We start from the raw sequence: 20,350 nt of genomic DNA, 5'->3' as shown, positions 1-20,350 counted from the left end.
GATCTTACTAAAAAGATCAGATAATTCCGTTATCGGCACGAGATCCCGACCAGAATAATCATTTAACTTAGACGATATGGTACTGTACATTAAAAACATGGTTAGTTTACGCTGTAAGATCAGTGTTACCAATGAGCTGGCGAAAATGGGACTTGCTTACAGCAGCGTCGAGATGGGTATGGTGCAATTGATAAAAAAAATAACGGTATCCCAACGTAGGTGCCTGAAAGAGAATCTGAGTGCTTCGGGACTTGAACTTTTAGATGACAGGAAAAGTATCCTGATTGAAAAAATTAAAAATGTGATCATTGAACTCGTCCATTACACCGACGACCTTCCAAAAACCAACTATTCGGAATACATCAGCACCAGGATCGGCTATGACTACACCTATTTGTCAAACCTGTTTTCAGAGGCAAAGGGGATTGATATACAACACTTTATAATCAAACATAAAATAGAAAGGGTCAAAGAACTTATTCAATACAAAGAACTCAACCTGACTGAAATATCTTACAAACTTCACTACAGCAGCATTTCCCATCTGTCGAACCAGTTCAAGAAAGTAACAGGTTTGTCTCCTTCCACCTACAGGCAACAAAGTCTGAAACGCTGGAATACGCTGGAAAACATGTAAAACTTATAACTTTTAACATGTTATGTGTAACATATCATGAATTTTATTAGTGCAACTTTACGGTTTCACGTTGAGAGTCTAAACAGCATATTATCAAAATAAGCGCACGTATATTTTATTACGTTAATGCCAATATTGTCAGAGTCATTTTTACATCTCAACTTATGATTATTGGAAAATGAGATTATTGTTTAACCAGAAAATCATGGCTTATTACCTCCATCATTTCCAAAAAACTTTTGCCCACACAAGGGTGAAAGAAGATAACAATTCCAAATAGTCCTTAGGATGAATTGGAGACGTTATTAGGGGTAAATCAAACGCCCACATGTTGAGATAACTACGGCATCACAAAAAAGTATTGTTTACCTTACTGCCCAGTATCAATCGCTGAACTTATCGTAAATTCATGGAAAATTCAGCACTACTCAAAGCAATCATTGAAAATGCGATCGATGGGATCATCACCATCGATAACAAGGGAATCATTGAATCGATCAACCCATCTGCCTGTAAGCTATTTGAGTACGAACCCGGCGAGGTGATCGGCAACAATATATCAATGCTCATGCCTCCCCCAGATCGCGACCAGCATGACGGCTATCTTCGTAACTATCATCAGACTGGTAAAAAATCGATTATCGGGATTGGGCGGGAAGTAACAGGCCTTAGAAAATCCGGAGAAATTTTTCCATTTCGTCTGGGCATCAATGAGGTACAATTTTCCGGCCGTAAAATTTATACAGGGTTCATCCATGATCTGAGCCGTGAAAAACAAGCCGAAGAAAAATTAAAAGAATATGCCCTTCACCTGGAAGAACAGGTACAGCAGCGCACGTGTTTATTGAATGAAACAGTAAAAGCGCTGGAAGAAGCCAAAGAAAAAGTAAGCAAATTGCTGGAAAAAGAAATGGAGCTTGGCCAGTTGAAAAGCCGGTTTGTTTCGATGGCCTCTCATGAATTCCGAACGCCATTAAGCGCAATCCAGCTTTCTTCTATTTTAATCGAGAAATACTCCGGAGACTCAATTAGTCCCAATATTTCCAGACATACAGCTAAAATCAAAGTTTTGGTATCTCACCTTACCGGCGTTTTAAATGATTTCCTGTCTTTGGAAAGACTTGAAGCCGGAGAATTCAAGCCGGTTTTAACAGCATTTAACATTGTAAAATTCTCCGAAGAAATTACCGAAGATATGCAGCTGATCGCCAAACAGAATCAGCAGATTATTTATCAGCACACAGGCACTTCTGCCACCGTAAATCTGGATCAGCCGCTGTTGAGAAATGCTATTATCAACCTGATCAGCAATGCAATCAAATATTCAGGCGAGAATACCTTCATCGAATTCAATACGGAAATTACGCCGACGCTCGTGACTATCTGTATTCAGGATAACGGGATTGGTATCCCGATTGAAGATCAGAAACATTTATTTGAAGCTTTTTTCAGGGCGCATAATACCGGGACTATTGCCGGAACAGGTTTAGGCCTCAACATTGTCAGCCGTTATGTCCAACTCATGGGCGGAGAAGTTAAGTTCACAAGCAATATCAATCAGGGCACATCATTTACGCTTCATTTTGAAAAACAGCTATGAACGAAAAAATCCTGATTATAGAGGATAATAATGATATCAGGGAAAGCACAGCTGAAATTCTTGAGCTTTCCGGTTATGTAGTTATGCAGGCCGACAATGGAATAAAAGGCGTTGAACTTGCATTTCAGAGCAGGCCTGATCTGATACTTTGTGATATCATGATGCCCGAGCTGGACGGTTATGGAGTACTGTCTTTCCTCGAAAAAAACGCTGCAACCGACTCTATCCCTTTTATCTTTCTGACCGCAAAAGCCGAGCGTACTGATTTCAGAAAAGGAATAGAAATGGGTGCCGGCGATTACCTGATCAAACCATTTGATGAAATAGAGCTCTTACAAGCCATTGAAGCACGACTGGCCAAAAAGCAGAACGACTGCAAAAACTGATAAGCATCACCCTCCTGGATGACTTTGGCTGCCAATGACACAACATAATACTGGTAATTTCGCTTAACCGAAAAGCCAGTAACATGAAAGTAGTCGCATATAGTGTAAAGAATTTTGAAAAGAAATCTTTAGCCACGACCAACGCAAAAAAACACGAAATTACCCTTATATCCAATGCACTAAGCTTAGCTACCTGTGGATTTGCAGAAGGGAAAGAGGCGGTTCTTGTTTCCGCCAGCGACGATGTCTCTGCAACTGTGATCAATAAACTTTCCGAAATAGGGATTAAATTCATTGCAACCCGGTCAGCCGGAACAGACCAGATAGATAAAAAGGCCGCTGAACGAAGAGGGATAAAAATCGCCTGCGTTCAGGGAAAGATCGGATATCTGGGAATGGATGTTTATGAACATGAAAAGGAGGCTTTTTTAACTGTTGAAGCATTGGAGGAAATCGCCAGAGAAACGATACAAAGTTTGGATCTTTGGCAGGATCAACTAGCGGCTGTCAGCAATTGAAAATACTTTTACTATATTGAAATCAAACGTATTTTAAGTCGGATTAGTGACCGATTTAAAAAGCACAGCTCCTCTGACATTCATTATAAATTTATAGTTAACCCATGGCCTACACTGCATTAATTACGGGCGCTTCAAGCGGAATTGGCCTGGAGCTGGCAAAAATACACGCTTCAAAAGGAGGCGATCTGGTCCTGGTTGCCAGAAATAAGTTTAGGCTGGACATACTTAAATCTGAACTGGTTTCCAAATACAGGATCGCTGTTTGCGTCATTGAAATGGATCTTTCTCTGGAAGGCTCCGCCCTTAAAATTTATGAGCAGACAACTTTGAAAAACATCCAGATCGATTGCCTGATCAACAATGCAGGTTTCGGTGATTTTGGATTCTTTTCGCAAACGGATATACAGAAAGAAGTGAACATGATAAATCTGAACATCATCGCGCTGACTTTGCTGACAAAATTATACCTGAAAGATATGCTTGACAGAAATGGCGGCAGAATTATGAATGTAGCCTCAATAGCCGCCTTTCAGCCCGGCCCAAAAATGGCTGTATATTCCGCAAGCAAAGCGTATGTGCTAAGTTTTTCGCAGGCAGTTGACAATGAGGCGCGCGATCAGGGAGTAACTGTTACAGCACTTTGCCCAGGCCCAACCGAAAGCGGATTTCAGGAAGCAGCATCTATGCAAAACAGTAAAATGTTCAACAATAGCAAACTACCCACTTCCAGTGAAGTGGCTGCTTACGGGTACGATGCGATGATAAAGGGCAAAAGTTTAGCTATTCCAGAAATTATGAATAATTTCATGGCCGACGCTGTTGGTATTATACCAAGAAAATGGGTCCTTAAACTAATAAGAAAAATTCAGGATGCAGCTTAGAGGAAAATATATCGCAACAGCTTTGAACAAAACATCGATCCGAAAAGGGTATTACCTTTTCTATATTTTGTTTTTACTGATTAGTTGTAACAAAGATGAGCATAAATTGCATCCTTCGCTGGAACCTGTTACCGAATCGGTGTACGCATCAGGCGTAGTGAAGAGCAAAAACCAGTATCAGGTATACGCGGCTGCAAGTGGCATCATTAGCAGGATTTTGGTCAGTAAGGGAGATATAATCAGCAAAGGAACACCTCTGATGCAGATCACGAACACCGCCGCGAAATTAAATACTGAAAATGCTATGCTTAATGCCCGGTATGCATCGCTGGCTTCAAACAAAGAAAAGCTTAATGAACTGGACATCGCGATCGGGCTCGCGAAAACAAAGCTCGACAATGATCTTTCTCTGCTGCAACGCCAGAAAAACCTGTGGGCACAAAGAATAGGGACAAGCAATGAACTGGATGCCCGGGAACTGGCTTACAAAAGTTCCGAAAACGCTTACCAGACTGCGAAACTCCGTTTTGCGGAACTTCAGAAGCAAATCACCTTCCAGCAGGAGCAATCTCAGAAAACCCTGGAAATATCCCGAACGGCTTCCGGAGACTTCACCGTCAGAAGCCAGAGGGACGGAAAAGTATATGATATTTTAAAAGAAACCGGCGAGATGGTCACAACGGCAAATCCCGTTGCAATTGTAGGCGCTGCAAATGATTTTTTACTGGAATTGCAGATCGATGAATATGACATTACAAGCATCCGTACCGGTCAAAAAATGCTGCTTACCATGGATAGCTATAAGGGGCGGATTTTTGAGGCAGTGGTCAGCAAAGTTATCCCGGTGATGAACGAGCGGTCCAAATCCTTTACCATTGAAGCCGAATTTATAAAACCTCCCGCCGTATTATACCCCAACCTGACCTGTGAGGCCAATATTGTGATTCGAAAAAAGGAGAAGGCGCTTACGATACCCAGGAATTACCTTATGCCGGGAGATCATGTATTATTGGAAAACCATGAAAAAAGAAAGGTCGTAACAGGTCTCAAGGATTATCAGAAGGTTGAGATTATTTCAGGTTTACAAGCCAGTGATGTCATTATAATGCCCGAAGAATGAATATCAGACTGATCGCCGATATAGCAAAAGCCCTGCTTATGGCAAGGTGGAAACAGACCCTGGTTGCGGCCATCGGTGTCACTTTCAGCATTGGTATGTTTATCACGCTGCTTAGTTTCATGACTGGTTTAAATGATCTGCTTGACGGACTCATCCTGAACCGTACACCACATATCAGATTATACAACGAGATTAAACCCAATGCCAACCAACCCATCGATCTGGCAAAAACCTATCGTAACCATCACAATTTCATCCGTTCCGTCAAAGCCTCGGGAAGCCGGCAGGCCATCTATAACAACGGTGCGATCATGCAGGCACTTTCCAATGACCCGAGGGTCCTGGGTTTTTCTCCAAAAATCGCTGCGCAGGTTTTCTTCAATGACGGTGCAATCGACATCACGGGAGCAGTGAACGGAATTGAGGTACAAAAGGAAAGCAACCTTTTTCATTTCAGCGAGTATATCGTCGCCGGTACTGCTTCCGACCTGGATAGGGTTCCAAATAGCATTATACTTGGAAAAGGGCTGGCGGATAAGCTGCTTGCCGAGCCTGGTGATGTGGTTCAGGTGACGACCTCCAAAGGCGAAATCTTCCAGCTAAAAGTAGTCGGGTTCTTCCAGTCAGGTATCCTGGATTTTGACAAAACCCAGAGTTATGCCTCCATCATGACCACCCAGAAACTGCTCGGTCAGGCGGCAAATTACATTACCGACATTCAGATCAAATTAAAGGATTTGAATCTGGCTCCTGAAACAGCAAAAGAATACAGACAGCTTTTCTCAGCCGATGCTGAAGATATTCAAACTGCCAACTCACAGTTTGAAACAGGCAGTTTTATCCGCACGCTCATTTCCTATGCGGTAGGCGTAACACTGCTGATCGTAGCTGGCTTCGGTATCTATAACATTTTGAACATGATGATTTTTGAAAAGATGGATACGATAGCCATTCTGAAGGCCGTAGGATTTTCAGGCAATGACGTAAAAAGTATATTTCTGGTGATCGCTTTGAGCATTGGTTTCTTTGGCGGCATGTTTGGGCTCTTGCTGGGACTCGGCCTGTCAATGTTGATTGACCAGGTACCATTCACAACGGCTTCATTGCCGACGATAAAAACCTACCCGATTAACTACAGTCTGACTTTCTATTTGATCGGTACCGTTTTTTCGCTGGTGACCACTTTTTTTGCAGGATGGTTTCCTTCCAGAAAAGCAAGCAAGGTAGATCCGGTCATCATCATCAGAGGCAAATAAAAATGGGAGAAATCATTCTTGAAGCCAGGGAAATCAATAAATATTTCAGCGACCCTGTTACTGTAAAAGTGCTGAGCGACGTGAACTTTTCAATCGATAAAGGAGAATTTGTTTCCATAACGGGAAAATCCGGATGCGGAAAATCGACCCTGCTGTATATTTTGTCAACCATGGATACAGACTTCCAGGGAGACCTACTGATAGACAATGTTTCGATGAAAAATAAAAAAGAGCCGCAACTCGCAGCCGTCCGGAACGAAAAAATCGGGTTTGTTTTTCAATTTCATTATTTGCTCAACGAATTCACTGTTCTGAAAAATGTAATGTTGCCCGCTTTGAAACTGAGCAGGTTTTCAAAACAGGAAATAGAGCAAAACGCAATGGACCGTTTAAAAATACTGGGTATTGAACACCTTGCTTTAAAAAGCGCCAATCAGGTATCAGGTGGCGAAAAGCAAAGGGTAGCCATTGCCCGGGCGCTGATCAACAACCCGGATATCATCATGGGTGACGAACCAACGGGAAACCTCGACAAAAAGAATACGGAAGTCGTATTTGACATTTTCAAACGGCTGGCCGAAGAGTTTAACCAGACGCTACTCATCGTGACCCACGACCAAAGTTTTGCAGAAAGGACTCACAGGATCATCAATATGGAAGATGGCAAAATTATCAGTTAGGTTTCCTGATTAGAAAGCCAGAAAAAAAACCAGGGATCTATTTTTGCAATCGTAACAACAATGAGGACAAATGTTAAGCCGGATTTTTCGGGATTTTTAAAGCTTCTTCATAGTGTGGTACGGGCAATCAATCAGATAGAGGCACATGCGTTTTCCAAAAAATAGAAATGCAGAAAGCTTTGAAATCTTGGAGCATCCAGCTGGAGTCTTGGGCTCCTTTTGCTTAGGGTAACTATAATCTTTGTAATAATGAGCCTTCAAAAGTGCTTCCAAGAAAATATAATAAGCGTATTGCCCCGGTGGCTCTACGATGGTTAATTTAAAACGAAGACGTTGCTATTCTGAAATCAGCAAATGTAAAAAGGATGGATGAAAATTTCCATGTGTTTGATTTTGAGTTATCTGCCGATGATGTGGAGACTATCAAATCGCTAGATAAAGGTAGCGAAATAATTTACGGTGTTTAATAAACGCTTGAAGATCTGCCTACAACAATTACCAATCTAACTACTTTTTATACTGCTACAATTATGAATTTTGTACTTGAAACTGAAGCCAGTTTCAGGAACAATTAAAAAATAATTTATGCAAAAAAGAAAATTAGGAATTAGCGGATTAGAAGTATCAGCATTAGGCTTTGGCTATATGGGTTTAAACTTTTTGGATAGCAAAGGTCTTGATAAAAGATGCCGTAAAACTACTTAGCAACGCTGTTGAAAGGTGGATCACATTTTTTGATTCCGCAGAAGCCTACGGGCCTTACACCAATGAAAAACTTGTTGGCGAAGGAATACAGCCTTATAGAAAAAAGTTGTTATAGCCACAAAATTCGGCTGTAAAAATGCCAGACCGACAGAAGGTTTAGACTGAACCCCAAAGTGAGATCATACCAACATTGGAAGAGCTTGAAATAGATTTCGTGTCGTTCAGTCCTTTGGGCAAAGGCTTCCTCACAGGTACAATAAATTCAAAATTAGAGGATGTTGACCGCAGATATGCCATTCCTCGTTTCAGCGAAGAAAACATAAAAGCCAATCTGGTTCTTGTTAACGCACTGTCTGAAATTGCTGACAAAAAAAATGTTACAACCGGACAATTAGCATTGGCCTGGATACTAGCTCAAAAACCATGGATAACACCGATACCATGGACTACAAAATTGGATCGGGATTACACTTGTGGGTGACCGCTATCCCGAAATTTTAGAAAAACAAATAAAAATAAACAGCGATGCAAAATATTAAAGGAAAAGTTGTAGCCATTACAGGTGCGAGCATCGGAATTGGCAAAGCCATTGCATTAGAACTTGCAAAAAACGGTGCAAAGGTTGTTTTGGGTGCAAGACGAACAGAACAATTACAACAACTTGTTGAAGAAATTAAAAGCAGAGGTGGTGACGCTACCTTTGCTCAAATTGACGTGAAATATAAATCCGAATTAGTCCGGTTAGTGAATACCGCGGTTGAGCAATACGGAAAATTGGATGTCATCGTCAACAACGCAGGTGTCAGCCAATTAAGCCGTATTGACGAATTGGATATTGACGGTTGGGAAGAAATGAATGACATTAACCTCAAAGGCGTATTGTATGGAATGGCGGCCGCAATTCCCGTTTTCAAACAACAGCAGTCAGGACATATCGTCAATATTATCTCGACATCAGGAATAAAAATTGTTCCGATGCAGGGTGTTTATGCAGGTACAAAAAATGCTGTAAGAACTATCGCGGAAGCATTTAGGCAAGAATCAGACGGAACGATAAGGATTACGGGAATTTCGCCAGGTGTTGTAAAAACCGGCTTTGCTGCGAATATAAAAAACCAGGAAATGAAAACCATCATCACGAATAATATGGAAAATTTGGCCATTAGCCCGGATGCCATTGCCAATGCGGTTATCTATGCCATTAGCCAACCCAAAGATGTAGAAGTTGGAGATATCGTTATTCGTCCTGCAAAGCAAAATTGATTAAATTAGCACTCAAAAAATGCAAAAGCAATCTATTATAAATCATATTGAGAGCATATCTCAGCTTGTTAGGGTATTGGGGCTTCCTGCGCCTTTGCATCCATTGATTGCATTGGTTGATTATAATAAAGTTTCGATCGAAATGTTTCCAAAAGGACATAAAGTAAGCCTTGATTTCTACAAGATTTCCTTTAAGCCAACATTCACAGGACAAATAAAATACGGACAGGGATATTACGATTTTGAAGAAGGCGGATTAGCATTTTTGAAGCCAAAACAAATAGTTTTTCCAACGGACGAAATAGAAAGTTATGAAGGTATCGCTTTGTATTTCCATCCGGACTTTATAAGAAATTATCCGTTAGGGGGCACAATAAATCAATACGGCTTTTTCTCTTACGATGTTTCAGAAGCCTTGTTTTTATCGGCAAAAGAAAAAGAAATAATAGTCAATTTATTTACTACAATAGCCAATGAATTAGACAACAATATTGACAGTTTCAGCCAGGATGTTTTGGTGTCGCAAATAGAATTGTTATTGAATTACAGCAATCGCTTTTACAACAGGCAATTCATTACAAGAAAAGCAGTCAATCACGACATCATAACTTCCTTAGACAAACTTTTAAACAAATATTTTGAAGAAGAAAGAAGTTTAAAAAACGGTCTGCCATCGGTGAAATATATCAGCACAGAATTGAAGCTTTCGCAACGCTATTTGAGTGATCTATTGAGTTCGTTGGCAGGACTAAACACACAACAATACATTCAGAATGCAATAATCGAAAAAGCCAAAGAAAAATTATCAATGACAAATCTATCCGTTTCTGAAATTGCTTATCAATTGGGCTTTGAACATTCTCAATCGTTCAGCAAACTTTTCAAGACAAAGACCAGCGTTTCACCTTTGGAATTCAGACAATCTTTTAATTAAAAGGCGACAGAATCGCTGACTATTAAGAGTCACTTAATATTTACCAAGGCCATCAGAAAACTGATCAACCTTCGTTAGCCCCCCATCAGCTCGTGGCAATTTAGCAGCACAAGATGATTCTGATGGAAGTATAAGCTCCATAGAACGTCTCGCAGAATATTTTTGAATAAATTCTGTTCAGTTCATTCTACCTGCTTTTCAAATAAGAATCAACAAAATCATTTAGCGCTTCGCCATGTAAATTCAGGGCAAGGATATAACCTTTTTCATCCAGAAGCACATTAAAAGGAAGCGCTTCAATCTGATAATCCTGAGCAACCGGTGAGGTCCAGAATTTAAGATCGCTGACCTGTGTCCAGGGCAGATCGTATTTGCGAACGGCTTTTTGCCAGGCCTCCTTTTTACTGTCCAGCGAAACCCCGAAGATCACGAGTTTTTTTCCGGACGCGTTTTTCTTTGCGTGGCGTGCATAAAGTTTCTTTAACTCAGGCTGCTCCTGCACGCAAGGTCCGCACCAACTGGCCCAGAAATCTACCAAAACCAGATTCCCTCTTGTCGAAGAGAGCGTTGTGGTGTTGCCATTCATAGCGGGCAAACTGATTTCAGGTGCTAAAGAACCCACCTTTATTTCAGTCTTCTGAGCGTTGGCGACGAACCCCGAGAGCAAGACCAGTAAAATAAAATAATTTCGATTTCTCATCATCACAAAGCTTACTTCGCAACCGGATAACCTTTATCGATCCAGTCGGTTTTAATGTTTTTAGGAATGTTTAATAGTTTCGCCTGTTTAAAACCCTGGTCTTTAAGCGCTCTGAAAGCAGGTCTGACATTCGGGCATTTTTCAAACGGGCAGCATCCGCAGTAAATTACAACCTCCTGGTTTTTATCCTGCCCGGCCAGTATCTTTTCCAGCTTTTTGATATTGTCCTTTTCACTTCCCGGCCCGGCATCCTTTGAGTCCGGTATTACGGCCTGCGGGCCGACGTTGATAATCAGCGGCTTCTTTTTGCCACTATCATTAATCTGGTCAGCGAGTTCCCGGGTAGGTTTTAGCTCGGAGGCTGTCCACGGCTCTGCTGCTGTTTGTGCCCGTAATGTCAGGGTTGACAAGAGCAAAAAAATGAAACTTAAAATTTGTGTTGACCTTTTCATTTGAATGGCAATTTTAGGTTTGATAATTAAACATTTTTTGCAAGTTTTAACTAAATCACGCTGATTAATGGACCTTCATTATCTGACTTTAACCAGCCGAAGCTTAAGAGCGAATGCCCCTGCGAAGCTAGTTTCTGCTCAAAATCTTCTGCCTTGTCTTCGGAAACTGCTACCAGCAAACCTCCACTGGTCTGCGGATCTGCAAGGATGTATTTCTGGTGATCCGTCAGGTCTGAAACTTTATGACCATAGCTGTCCCAATTTCGCTGCGTCCCACCGGGGAAACAACTTTGCTCAAGATAGAACGATAAAGATTCAATAACCGGTACTTTGTCAAATTCAACGACAGCTGACAACCCGCTCCCTTCACACATCTCCGACAAATGGCCCAACAGTCCAAACCCGGTCACATCCGTCATGGCCTTCACGGCCTCCATTTTACCAAATACTTCACCAAGTTTGTTGAGGGTTACCATGCTTTTTAACGCAATTGCTGCATCCTGGTCAAGCAATATACCTCGTTTCTGTGCCGTCGATAAAATTCCAACGCCTAATGGTTTGGTCAGGTATAAACGGCAACCTGCTGTTGCTGTCGAATTCTGTTTAAGTGCTTTAATATCCACCATCCCACTTACGGCTAGTCCAAAAACTGGCTCAGGACAATCGATACTATGGCCTCCTGCCAGAGTAATACCCGCTTCTGCACACACAGCCCGCGAACCTTCAAGCACTTTCTGGGCCACTTCGGCGGGGAGTTTGTTAATAGGCCATCCCAGGATTGCAATCGCCAATACCGGCTTGCCACCCATGGCATACACATCGCTGATCGCATTGGCTGAGGCAATGCGCCCAAAGTCATAGGCATCATCCACGATTGGCATAAAAAAATCCGTTGTCGAAATGAGTGCTGTGCCGTTCCCAAGATCCAGTACGGCGGCGTCATCCCGCTTGTCGTTCCCAACCAAAAGCCGAGGATCTGCCTGATGTAAGATCGGGCTGTGCAGAATTTTATCCAAGATGGCCGGGCTTATTTTACAACCGCATCCTGCCCCGTGGGAATACTGCGTCAACTGTATGTCTATCGTCTCCATAAATTATATTTCCTGCTGCGTTTCAGCAATTGAACTGGCGAAATTAAGAATCCTTTTTGCATTTTCTGATTTGTCGCTACCAGACAGCTCGATGGTGAAAATCTGGCTGGCATCTCTTTTCTGCAAACTGCTCCGGTAGGTTTTATCGTAATAAACCAATACCAGCCGGATAAAATCAGCCATCCGGTTTTCTCTGATGGCCGCTACTGCCTGGGTCGTCTGCACCGGCCCAAGCCGTTTGCGAATCCGCTCGGTGCAGGTTACCAGAAAATCTTTATCCAACCCTCCATAATCGAGCACCAACTCACGGACACGCTGATCCAGCGCAATTTCCAGATTTATCAGGGCGGCATTTTTCATCTGCTCCCAAAATGATCTGGGAATTGATAATTTACCAATATTCAGGTTTTCATCTTCGATCCAGGTCGGGCGGGAAAGGTTCTGATCTTTTAATTGCTCTGCCAGATTATTTTCAAATTGTTCCTGGGTCGGCTGGATCATACTATTCATCGTCCCATAGGAAGAACCCTGGTGCCTGGCCAGATCTTCCAGGTCTATTACCTGTTCACCCATTTTTCGGAGCTCATGCAGTAACTTGGTTTTACCTGAGCCGGTCATGCCACCGAGTATCCGGACCGACCGACGCTGTGCAAACAAACGGTGGGTCCATCGCCGGTAACTTTTATAACCGCCTTCAATTAAAAATACTTCAAAACCATAGAGATTCAGCGCCCAGGCCATCGCCCCGCTGCGCATGCCCCCGCGCCAGCAATGAACCGCAATTTTTTTATCGGGTGCAGTTAACAATGCCTGTCTGATAAAATCCGACCATTTCGGACCTGTCAGATCAAAACCCAGCAAAATAGACTGCTCCCGCCCGATCTGCTTATAAGTAGTGCCAACCAAAACCCTTTCTTCATTACTAAACAAAGGGATATTGAAGGCTCCCGGAATATGGCCATGAGCGAATTCAGCGGGTGTCCGGACATCAACCAGGGGGATAGCCCCGTTTAAATTCAGAAATGCGTCGATGATTATGTTTTCTATCATTGGGTCCTGCAGAGAGAATGATACCCCTGGGATTAATACAAGTTCTAGTGTTTAAGAATAATAGCGTTTGTGATCAGGTTCTTGATAAAAAGTATTACTACCCTGATCCGCATACGAATGCAAATAATTATCTTAAAATTAGACATTTTTTTCGCGAAGCTTATCACCTCGGCCAATTCTGGCTCATCGTTATTTGAAAATAGAGAACAATAAACCCATCGCAGCCAGACTTCCACCATGGCAATTTCCTCCGGCATCAAATCGTAAAACTGATAAATGAGTTGATCGATCCGGGATTCGAGGTCGGTATATTTGATACATAATTTTCGGCTTTTCAAATTTTTCATAATAGTCAAATGCACGAATTTCTCACCAATAATCACCCGTATCGCCCCGTTTTTCAGCTTTTACTTTAAATGGATTCAAAGAATTGGCGATGGATGGATAATTTTCATTGAACCAGTCAAGTCAGCGATCATTCGAAGTGTATGGTTTTATGTTTCTACCCAATAAAAAAGTTTCAAAATGTTTCCTGACTTCCTCCACCCGGCTGTCCTGCCGACGTGCCAGTACCGAAAAGAAAAAAACTAATCAGGTCATCATAACTTTTAATTTTCCTGAAATAGAGAAAGGCATAAGCCTCGTCACCTTTGTAACTGACCAGCTGTGCTTCCAAAAGTTTCGAAAACAAGATCCGGTTTACCCAGGTAATGACCAGTTTGAGCCCCACTTTAAAAGGGCGCTCTTTGGTGGCGGCACCAAACTGCTGGGGGCTTTGACTTGAAGTCGTCTTTTCCGGCATGACAGGCATGCCTGAACACACATTTTTTAGCATTGCAGGTGTAAACCGTTCAAACTGGGCTTGCAGCATCATAAAGTATCTTTGTAGGTCCGTTTGTGCCTGCATGATCTTTTGATTGATCATTTTCGCTTCCAGCCCTGTGCTCCTGACTTGTTTAGCTTCGCCATCCCAGAAATCAGGATGAACTTTCTGGCCTAGCGAAATGTGAGTGTCCAGTCCGTCAATAGTAATGCGCAGATAGATTGGAGCTTTTCCGTCTTTGGATGCTTTTCCCCGGTAGAGCCATAACAGCAGGGATAGGTTTTGTTTGAATTTCATTCTCAACACATTTTAAGGTTAGCAATAAATGCTGTGGGAGAACCTTAAATCAAATCGCCTCAATCAAACATTCATTCGGTCACCTAATTTACCAAATCCAAATGGTGACCGAATAGGTGACCGAATGGTTTGACTTATCTTGATTCAGAATAACCTGCTTTTTTGTTAACTGTGCTGAAAATCAATGCATTTTAAACACGAAAGGCACACTTTCGTGTGCCTTTTGTGATCCCGCTGGGATTCGAACCCAGGACCCATACATTAAAAGTGTATTGCTCTACCAGCTGAGCTACGGAATCAGACAATTTGAGTTGGAATAGCCGAAGCGTTTTCCGTAATTGCGATGCAAAAGTAGAATTCTTAATAGTAAAATGCAAGCCCAGTTGAAGAAAAAGATGTTTTTATGGCTTTTCGCGGCCCTAATATTACCCAAATATGAAGCATTTTCGTCGGATAGAAATGAGTTAAAAAGAGCTGATTCTCTGTTCGCTATGGCGCGATACGCAGAGGCTTCAACCCTCTACAAAAAAAATTTCGGAAATGATGAAAAAAATAATCAAAGCCTGCTTTTAAAGCTCGCGTTTCTATCTGAGAAATCCAATGATTATACGGATTGCCTCTATTATCTAAGCAAACTTGCGCTCATAAATCCGTCCAGAAAATTATTTGAAAAAATGGACAAACTTGCTTCCGAGCAAAATCTAAAAGGTTACGAGTTCGACGATTATAATTATTTTATTATTTTTTATCGCCGGTATGGCGATTATATCCCAATTCTGCTGCTCACCTTAGGTGCCTATATTGTTCTGATCATGGTCATGAAAGTCCGCCGAAAAGAGCCTATCCTGAGAATTCACAAAATCTCGATTATTTTTTATCTGGGAGCGTTGTTAGGACTTCTGAACATTCCTTCACTTTACAAAACCTGTATCATTGTCAACGAAAATACCTTTCTTAGGGATGAGCCGTCGTCTGCTTCGCAGGTCGTAGAAAAAATAGGAAGGGGCCACAAACTCATCATAGTGGGTTCTGTCGACCAATGGGACAGAGTGATTTGGGATAACAAAATTGTGTATGTCAGACAAAGCGATTTGTGGAATATTTAAAATTCGCACAAACAAAAAAGGAGCTCGCAATATTAAGTCTGCAAGCTCCTTTTTTAAAAATTCCTTTTTCTATTTCTTCTTTTTTTTCTTCTTGTTTGATTGGTATTCCTCAACTTCCTGCATCAGTGCTTTAAGGTCATCCTTTGGTTCTGCACTAAAATCAATGGTCTCAGTATAGTCATTTGCGGTGATTTTTAACACCTCGATCGGCTTACCTAAAAAGCCTTGTATTTCATCAAGCATTGGCTTTTCTTCCGGACTGCAAAATGATACTGCAATACCCTTTTGCGTACCTCGGCCTGTACGCCCTACTCTGTGCACATAATTTTCAGCCTGGTCAGGTAAATCATAATTTACCACAAAATCAACATTTGCGATATCAATTCCTCTCGCACTCACGTCCGTCGCAATTAAAATTTTAATATCACCTTTTCTAAACTGGCTCATCGCTTCCAGCCTGTCATCCTGAACTTTATCGCCGTGAATGGTAATGCTCTTTATCCCCATTCTTTCCAATGCTTTAAAAACTCGTTCTGCGCGAACCTTCGTTCTGACAAAAACCAGAATTTTGCTCTCCGGATTCTCACCAACGACCCGTTCCAGAAAAAAGCGCTTGTCATCCATTCCGATGAAAGCAACGGAATGCGTAATGTTTTTGGCAACCTTATCATTCGGAGAAATTTGGATACGGATTGCATTCCTCACCAAAGAATAAGCCAATTTTTTGATCTTCTCATTAATTGTGGCCGAGAAAAACAGAGTTTGCCGTGTATTAGGCAAGAATTTGATAAGGTCCTGAATATCTTTTATAAACCCTAAGTCCAGCATGTGATCCGCTTCGTCCAGAACCAGAATCTCAATTCGATTAAGTTTTATATGTCCCTGGCTTACCAAGTCAAACATACGTCCGGGGGTTGCCACCAGAATATCAATTCCTTTTTCCAACTGGGCAATCTGCGGGCCTTGTTCCACTCCCCCGAAAACACTAAAAGTTTTTACCTTCGTGTATTGTCCGATACGATCAAAAACTTCGGTGATCTGGATGGCAAGCTCCCGCGTTGGGACCATGACGATACATTTGATTCCGTCCGGTCGTCCGGTCGATTTTCTGCGATGTAAAATATCGATTACAGGTATCGCAAAAGCTGCCGTTTTTCCTGTTCCTGTTTGCGCTATGGCAAGCACATCCTCCCCTTTCATTATCGGTTGGATGGCCTTAAATTGAATATCCGTTGGTTTCTTAAATCCGGCTTTTTCCAGACTTCTTTTTATTTCAGGAACAATTTGATAATCTTCGAATTTCATAAATACGGGTATGATTGGGCCAACAATTCTTCATAAGCCCTCATTTAACATGTCGCAAAGATACGCCGTTATTTTGCATTCATATTTTTTTGATTCGGAGAGTCCAATTACCGGATACCTAAATATTTAAAATGAAAGACGACTTAACGATATTAGATCACCATATTACTGCTAAAACAGCAATTAAAAAACCTTGTTTCAAGGCTGATATGTAACACAATTCTTGGCAGGAAAAAATAAGTCAGAGGTTTCCTTCAAAAAATCGCAGTCTGTTTTTAAGCGTCAATATCTCACTTTGCATCATCTCGACTCGTTTGAGCAAATGGTGAACAACCTCAATGCCTTCCAGGTTTATATCCAGATCATCGTGTAAACGTATGATTCTTTCAAGTTTTTGAAGCTGAGGAATATGAATGTACTTTGTTTCCTGGATGATAACCGTGTCAATTAATCCAGCCTCACCAAGCGACTGAACAAAGGAATATTCAACGTTATAATTCGCACAAAAAATATCGATTGCGATCAGTTGGTCAGTATCCATTTGGATCAGGATTTAGAAAATTCCGTAAACAATTCCTTTTGCTTATCAGTCAGGTTCGTAGGGATTTTGACGTTGAAAGTCACATATAAATCTCCAAACTGTCCCTCCTGTTTATAAACCGGAAAGCCTTTTCCTTTCAGCCTTACTATGCTGCCATTTTGCGTTTCAGCTTTTACCGGAAGTTTGACCTTTCCGCTTAACGTTTCGATAATAATTTCTCCACCCAAAACTGCCGAATATAGATCAATATCAACGTTAACGTGCAGATCATTTTTCGCTCGTCTGAATTTTTCGTCATTCGCTACGGTGAAAGTAATAAACAAGTCGCCGTTAGGCCCACCGTTACTTCCTGGTCCGCCGTGTCCTGGTATTTTAATATTCTGACCATTCTCTATACCCGCAGGGACAGTAATACGAATATTTTTCCCGTTCACATTTAGGGTTTGTTTATGGGTTTCATATGCCTCGGCCAATGTCAGATGCACCTCTGCCTGATAATCCTGTCCACGGAAACGGGTTTGTCTGCCGCCCCGGGCACCACTAAACCCAGAAGCTCCTCCAAACATAGACTCGAAAAAATCCGAGAAATTATCGTCTCCGCCGCCATAGTAATTCCCGCCCTGATTTGCAGCCCGCGACTGACGCGCCTTTTCGTATTCAGCACCATGTTCCCAATCTTTCCCATACTGGTCATATTTTTTCCGTTTTTCAGGATCGCTTAATACTTCATTGGCTTCATTCAACTCCTGAAATTTCTTCTCGGCCTCTTTGTCGTTTGGATTGACATCAGGATGATATTTCCGGGCGAGTTTCCGGTAAGCAGCTTTGATATCTTTTTCAGTAGCACTTTTCTGAACACCCAATATTTGATAATAATCAACGAAAGCCATGATTTATTTGATGAAATTATCCGTTACTAAAATACTATATACCATTTTTTCCTAAAACAAACAGATCAAACCTTAGATGTGAGATTTTTAAATATAACCGTTTTCGATTAGAATTTGATCCTTTTAATTCAATACAAATATTTGGAAAAGTTGATTTTCAAAAACTTACACATATACTGTTGCTTAAAAAAATCCAGAATCAGCGTTTACTTCCGATCCATCATTTTCAAATAAAGATCCTCCACTTTTTTTCTCGCCCAAGGTGTTTTTCTTAAAAATTTCAGGCTTGATTTCACGCTAGGTTCGTGTTGAAAACTATTGATGTTGATATGAAATCCCAATTGCTCCCATCCATAATATTCAACTAATTCATTCAAAATCGCTTCAAGTGTCTTCCCATGAAGCGGGTTATTCGGTTGGCCTTCCATGCTTAAAATTTAGTATAATGTTAAAGGTAAAAGGAAATTCGATTAGAATAAATACTTATTGTGCTTACTTAGGAGTTCAATGTAAATTCGGGTAATATGGATCAGATACAATGGGGAATAATTGGCTGCGGCAACGTAACAGAAGTTAAAAGCGGGCCCGCTTTTAATTTAATACCAAAGTCAAAACTCGTAGCAGTGATGCGCCGGGACGCTGCATTGGCAGAAGATTATGCAAAACGTCATAACGTTCCCAAGTGGTATAGCGATGTGGATGAGCTGATAAATGATCCGGATGTAAACGCAATTTACATAGCGACTCCGCCAAATGTACACGAAGAATACGCGGAAAAAGCGATGCGTGCCGGTAAGCCTGTTTACGTCGAAAAACCAATGGCCTTGAGTGCTGCTGCGTGTGACCGAATGAATGCAGTCAGCAAGGAGACTGGCGTTCCGCTTTTTGTTGCCTACTACCGGCGATCGCTGCCGTATTTCGTAAAACTTAAAGAGCTCTTAGACAGCAACATTATCGGCGAAATCCGTTATGTAAACATTTGTCTGCAATGGCAGCCCTATGACGAAGAAATCGGTGCATTGCGCAAACCTAAATGGCGCGTGCAACCAGAAATTTCCGGCGGTGGCCATTTTCACGATCTGGCGTCCCATCAGTTCGATTTTCTGGAATATCTTCTGGGTCCTGTCAAAACAGCAACAGGTATTGCCAGAAATCAGGCTGGGTTGTATGAAGCCGATGACATAACTGTTGCAAATTTTGAATTTGACTCGGGCGTATTGGGTAATGGAATCTGGTGTTTTACAATAAACAAGGAACAACGCGAGGATAAAGCACAGATTGTCGGCTCAAAAGGAAGAATTAACTTCTCGTTTTTTGAAAAATTTGATATTGTTGTTGAAACAGAATCCGGCTCAGAAATTTACAATATCCCTTATCCAAAACACGTCCAGCAGCCGCTTATTGCACTTATTGTGAAAGAATTGAGAGGTGAAGGTACCAGCCCAAGTTCGGGTATTACTGGTGCACGTGCCAATCTGATCCTAGACTGGATCACAAAAGGACAGAAATCATAAGGCTATACAAACTAAAAAAAATTAGGTAGCTTGCGATACAAAATATGTTGTTATTTCTGTTATTTACACATCTTAAATATAAATCTTCATAGTCATGGCAAAGGGTAAAAATCTTGACAAGGGTAGTACAAAAAAAGATCCTGAAAAGAATCTGAAAGAAAAGCGTGCTGAGAAAAAGGCCAAAAAAGATGGAAAAAAGGACTATTGATTACCCGTCATTCAATCCAGATATCAATTCAAAAAGCTCTTTCGCATCGCTGCAAAAGAGCTTTTTTAGTTGTTTTAATATACTTCACGGTTCGTCTTATATTTTGCCAGCCGCTTCCGTGACCGAATAAGCTTCGAGTGTATCCTGTTTTTCTCATCCGGCGTCACCACACCATCCGCCTCCGCCTTCTCAATGGTGCCTTTAATGATTTCCTGCTCACGTTGAAGTTTAGAATATTCGAGAGCCGTTAGTTTTTTACTTTTATAAGCTGCGTTAACAGTTGCTTCTAATTTTCGCACTTCACTTCTGAAATTTTGCGCATAGAGTTGCGATGAAAGTATGACAAAGCAAGACGTCAGAGCCGAAAAAAAATAAGTTGATTTCATTTTG

25 protein-coding genes and 1 tRNA gene are annotated in these 20,350 nt (G+C 41.5%); 14 read left to right on the top strand and 12 right to left on the bottom strand.

Features of this window, described 5'->3' with window-relative positions; genetic code table 11:
- Window positions 1-76: 76 nt before the first annotated feature.
- The 12 genes from AC1XUO_RS28385 (at window position 77) to AC1XUO_RS28330 (ending at window position 9,983) form a co-directional block, all read left to right on the top strand.
- Window positions 77-637 (top strand): helix-turn-helix domain-containing protein, encoded by a 561-nt coding sequence (locus AC1XUO_RS28385; protein ID WP_483333223.1) that lies wholly within the window; start codon window positions 77-79, stop codon window positions 635-637.
- A 409-nt stretch (window positions 638-1,046) separates the two neighbouring features.
- A complete protein-coding gene (locus AC1XUO_RS28380) occupies window positions 1,047-2,237 on the top strand; it encodes a PAS domain-containing sensor histidine kinase (RefSeq protein WP_483333221.1) in 1,191 nt (396 codons plus the stop codon).
- The gene (locus AC1XUO_RS28375; RefSeq protein ID WP_483333219.1) at window positions 2,234-2,623 is read left to right on the top strand and encodes a response regulator; all 390 of its coding nucleotides are present in this window, start codon (window positions 2,234-2,236) and stop codon (window positions 2,621-2,623) included. The genes AC1XUO_RS28380 and AC1XUO_RS28375 overlap by 4 nt, the downstream gene beginning before the upstream one ends.
- An 83-nt stretch (window positions 2,624-2,706) precedes the next feature.
- Window positions 2,707-3,141 (top strand): hypothetical protein, encoded by a 435-nt coding sequence (locus tag AC1XUO_RS28370; protein WP_483333217.1) that lies wholly within the window; start codon window positions 2,707-2,709, stop codon window positions 3,139-3,141.
- A gap of 104 nt (window positions 3,142-3,245) precedes the next feature.
- A complete protein-coding gene (locus AC1XUO_RS28365) occupies window positions 3,246-4,025 on the top strand; it encodes an SDR family NAD(P)-dependent oxidoreductase (RefSeq protein ID WP_483333216.1) in 780 nt (259 codons plus the stop codon).
- Window positions 4,015-5,145, top strand: a complete 1,131-nt coding sequence (locus AC1XUO_RS28360; protein WP_483333215.1) for an efflux RND transporter periplasmic adaptor subunit — start codon at window positions 4,015-4,017, stop codon at window positions 5,143-5,145. The genes AC1XUO_RS28365 and AC1XUO_RS28360 overlap by 11 nt, the downstream gene beginning before the upstream one ends.
- A complete protein-coding gene (locus tag AC1XUO_RS28355; protein ID WP_483333213.1) occupies window positions 5,142-6,401 on the top strand; it encodes an ABC transporter permease in 1,260 nt (419 codons plus the stop codon). Before AC1XUO_RS28360 ends, AC1XUO_RS28355 begins: the two co-directional genes overlap by 4 nt.
- A gap of 2 nt (window positions 6,402-6,403) precedes the next feature.
- A complete protein-coding gene (locus AC1XUO_RS28350) occupies window positions 6,404-7,081 on the top strand; it encodes an ABC transporter ATP-binding protein (protein WP_483333212.1) in 678 nt (225 codons plus the stop codon).
- Between the two features lie 676 nt (window positions 7,082-7,757).
- A complete protein-coding gene (locus AC1XUO_RS28345; protein WP_483333211.1) occupies window positions 7,758-7,901 on the top strand; it encodes an aldo/keto reductase in 144 nt (47 codons plus the stop codon).
- Between the two features lie 75 nt (window positions 7,902-7,976).
- Entirely contained in the window at window positions 7,977-8,267 is a 291-nt protein-coding gene (locus AC1XUO_RS28340) for an aldo/keto reductase (protein WP_483333210.1), read from the top strand.
- A 44-nt stretch (window positions 8,268-8,311) separates the two neighbouring features.
- Complete coding sequence (locus tag AC1XUO_RS28335) at window positions 8,312-9,049, top strand: SDR family oxidoreductase (protein ID WP_483333209.1); 738 nt, start codon at window positions 8,312-8,314, stop codon at window positions 9,047-9,049.
- A 19-nt stretch (window positions 9,050-9,068) separates the two neighbouring features.
- Entirely contained in the window at window positions 9,069-9,983 is a 915-nt protein-coding gene (locus AC1XUO_RS28330; RefSeq protein WP_483333208.1) for a helix-turn-helix domain-containing protein, read from the top strand.
- Window positions 9,984-10,170: 187 nt separating this feature from the next.
- On the opposite strand, the gene AC1XUO_RS28325 is transcribed toward AC1XUO_RS28330, so the two are convergent.
- The 7 genes from AC1XUO_RS28325 to AC1XUO_RS28295 all read right to left on the bottom strand — a co-directional run bounded on the left by AC1XUO_RS28325 (window position 10,171) and on the right by AC1XUO_RS28295 (window position 14,695).
- Window positions 10,171-10,686: a TlpA family protein disulfide reductase gene (locus AC1XUO_RS28325; protein WP_483333207.1), complete on the bottom strand. Its 516-nt coding sequence runs from the start codon at window positions 10,684-10,686 to the stop codon at window positions 10,171-10,173.
- A gap of 8 nt (window positions 10,687-10,694) precedes the next feature.
- Window positions 10,695-11,135 carry a rhodanese-like domain-containing protein gene (locus tag AC1XUO_RS28320; RefSeq protein ID WP_483333206.1) on the bottom strand — a complete coding sequence of 147 codons (441 nt, stop codon included), beginning with the start codon at window positions 11,133-11,135 and terminating at the stop codon, window positions 10,695-10,697.
- A gap of 50 nt (window positions 11,136-11,185) precedes the next feature.
- Window positions 11,186-12,226 (bottom strand): selenide, water dikinase SelD, encoded by a 1,041-nt coding sequence (selD, locus tag AC1XUO_RS28315; RefSeq protein ID WP_483333204.1) that lies wholly within the window; start codon window positions 12,224-12,226, stop codon window positions 11,186-11,188.
- 3 nt (window positions 12,227-12,229) lie between these two features.
- A complete protein-coding gene (gene mnmH / locus AC1XUO_RS28310) occupies window positions 12,230-13,276 on the bottom strand; it encodes a tRNA 2-selenouridine(34) synthase MnmH (RefSeq protein ID WP_483333203.1) in 1,047 nt (348 codons plus the stop codon).
- Window positions 13,277-13,320: 44 nt separating this feature from the next.
- Window positions 13,321-13,623, bottom strand: a complete 303-nt coding sequence (locus AC1XUO_RS28305) for a hypothetical protein (protein WP_483333202.1) — start codon at window positions 13,621-13,623, stop codon at window positions 13,321-13,323.
- 173 nt (window positions 13,624-13,796) lie between these two features.
- Entirely contained in the window at window positions 13,797-14,396 is a 600-nt protein-coding gene (locus AC1XUO_RS28300; RefSeq protein ID WP_483333201.1) for an Arm DNA-binding domain-containing protein, read from the bottom strand.
- A gap of 226 nt (window positions 14,397-14,622) precedes the next feature.
- A tRNA-Lys gene (locus AC1XUO_RS28295) sits at window positions 14,623-14,695 on the bottom strand.
- 72 nt (window positions 14,696-14,767) lie between these two features.
- Between AC1XUO_RS28295 and AC1XUO_RS28290 the strand changes: the two genes are divergently transcribed.
- The gene (locus tag AC1XUO_RS28290; protein ID WP_483333200.1) at window positions 14,768-15,502 is read left to right on the top strand and encodes an SH3 domain-containing protein; all 735 of its coding nucleotides are present in this window, start codon (window positions 14,768-14,770) and stop codon (window positions 15,500-15,502) included.
- Between the two features lie 69 nt (window positions 15,503-15,571).
- Here AC1XUO_RS28290 and AC1XUO_RS28285 read toward each other — a convergent pair whose 3' ends face one another.
- The 4 genes from AC1XUO_RS28285 to AC1XUO_RS28270 all read right to left on the bottom strand — a co-directional run bounded on the left by AC1XUO_RS28285 (window position 15,572) and on the right by AC1XUO_RS28270 (window position 18,666).
- The gene (locus tag AC1XUO_RS28285; RefSeq protein WP_483333199.1) at window positions 15,572-16,807 is read right to left on the bottom strand and encodes a DEAD/DEAH box helicase; all 1,236 of its coding nucleotides are present in this window, start codon (window positions 16,805-16,807) and stop codon (window positions 15,572-15,574) included.
- Window positions 16,808-17,048: 241 nt separating this feature from the next.
- Entirely contained in the window at window positions 17,049-17,348 is a 300-nt protein-coding gene (locus AC1XUO_RS28280; protein WP_483333198.1) for a chaperone modulator CbpM, read from the bottom strand.
- Between the two features lie 5 nt (window positions 17,349-17,353).
- Window positions 17,354-18,238, bottom strand: a complete 885-nt coding sequence (locus tag AC1XUO_RS28275) for a DnaJ C-terminal domain-containing protein (protein WP_483333197.1) — start codon at window positions 18,236-18,238, stop codon at window positions 17,354-17,356.
- Window positions 18,239-18,444: 206 nt separating this feature from the next.
- Entirely contained in the window at window positions 18,445-18,666 is a 222-nt protein-coding gene (locus AC1XUO_RS28270) for a VF530 family protein (RefSeq protein WP_235150074.1), read from the bottom strand.
- Between the two features lie 96 nt (window positions 18,667-18,762).
- Between AC1XUO_RS28270 and AC1XUO_RS28265 the strand changes: the two genes are divergently transcribed.
- Window positions 18,763-19,752 carry a Gfo/Idh/MocA family protein gene (locus tag AC1XUO_RS28265; protein ID WP_483333196.1) on the top strand — a complete coding sequence of 330 codons (990 nt, stop codon included), beginning with the start codon at window positions 18,763-18,765 and terminating at the stop codon, window positions 19,750-19,752.
- Window positions 19,753-20,034: 282 nt separating this feature from the next.
- Here the strand turns inward: AC1XUO_RS28265 and AC1XUO_RS28260 are convergent, their stop codons facing one another.
- Complete coding sequence (locus AC1XUO_RS28260; protein ID WP_483333194.1) at window positions 20,035-20,346, bottom strand: hypothetical protein; 312 nt, start codon at window positions 20,344-20,346, stop codon at window positions 20,035-20,037.
- Window positions 20,347-20,350 lie beyond the last annotated feature (4 nt).

Source organism: Dyadobacter sp. HNCC25DJ186, assembly GCF_056895235.1.
Note: the sequence above shows the minus strand (reverse complement) of the source record. Positions and strands in the feature narration are given on the sequence as shown.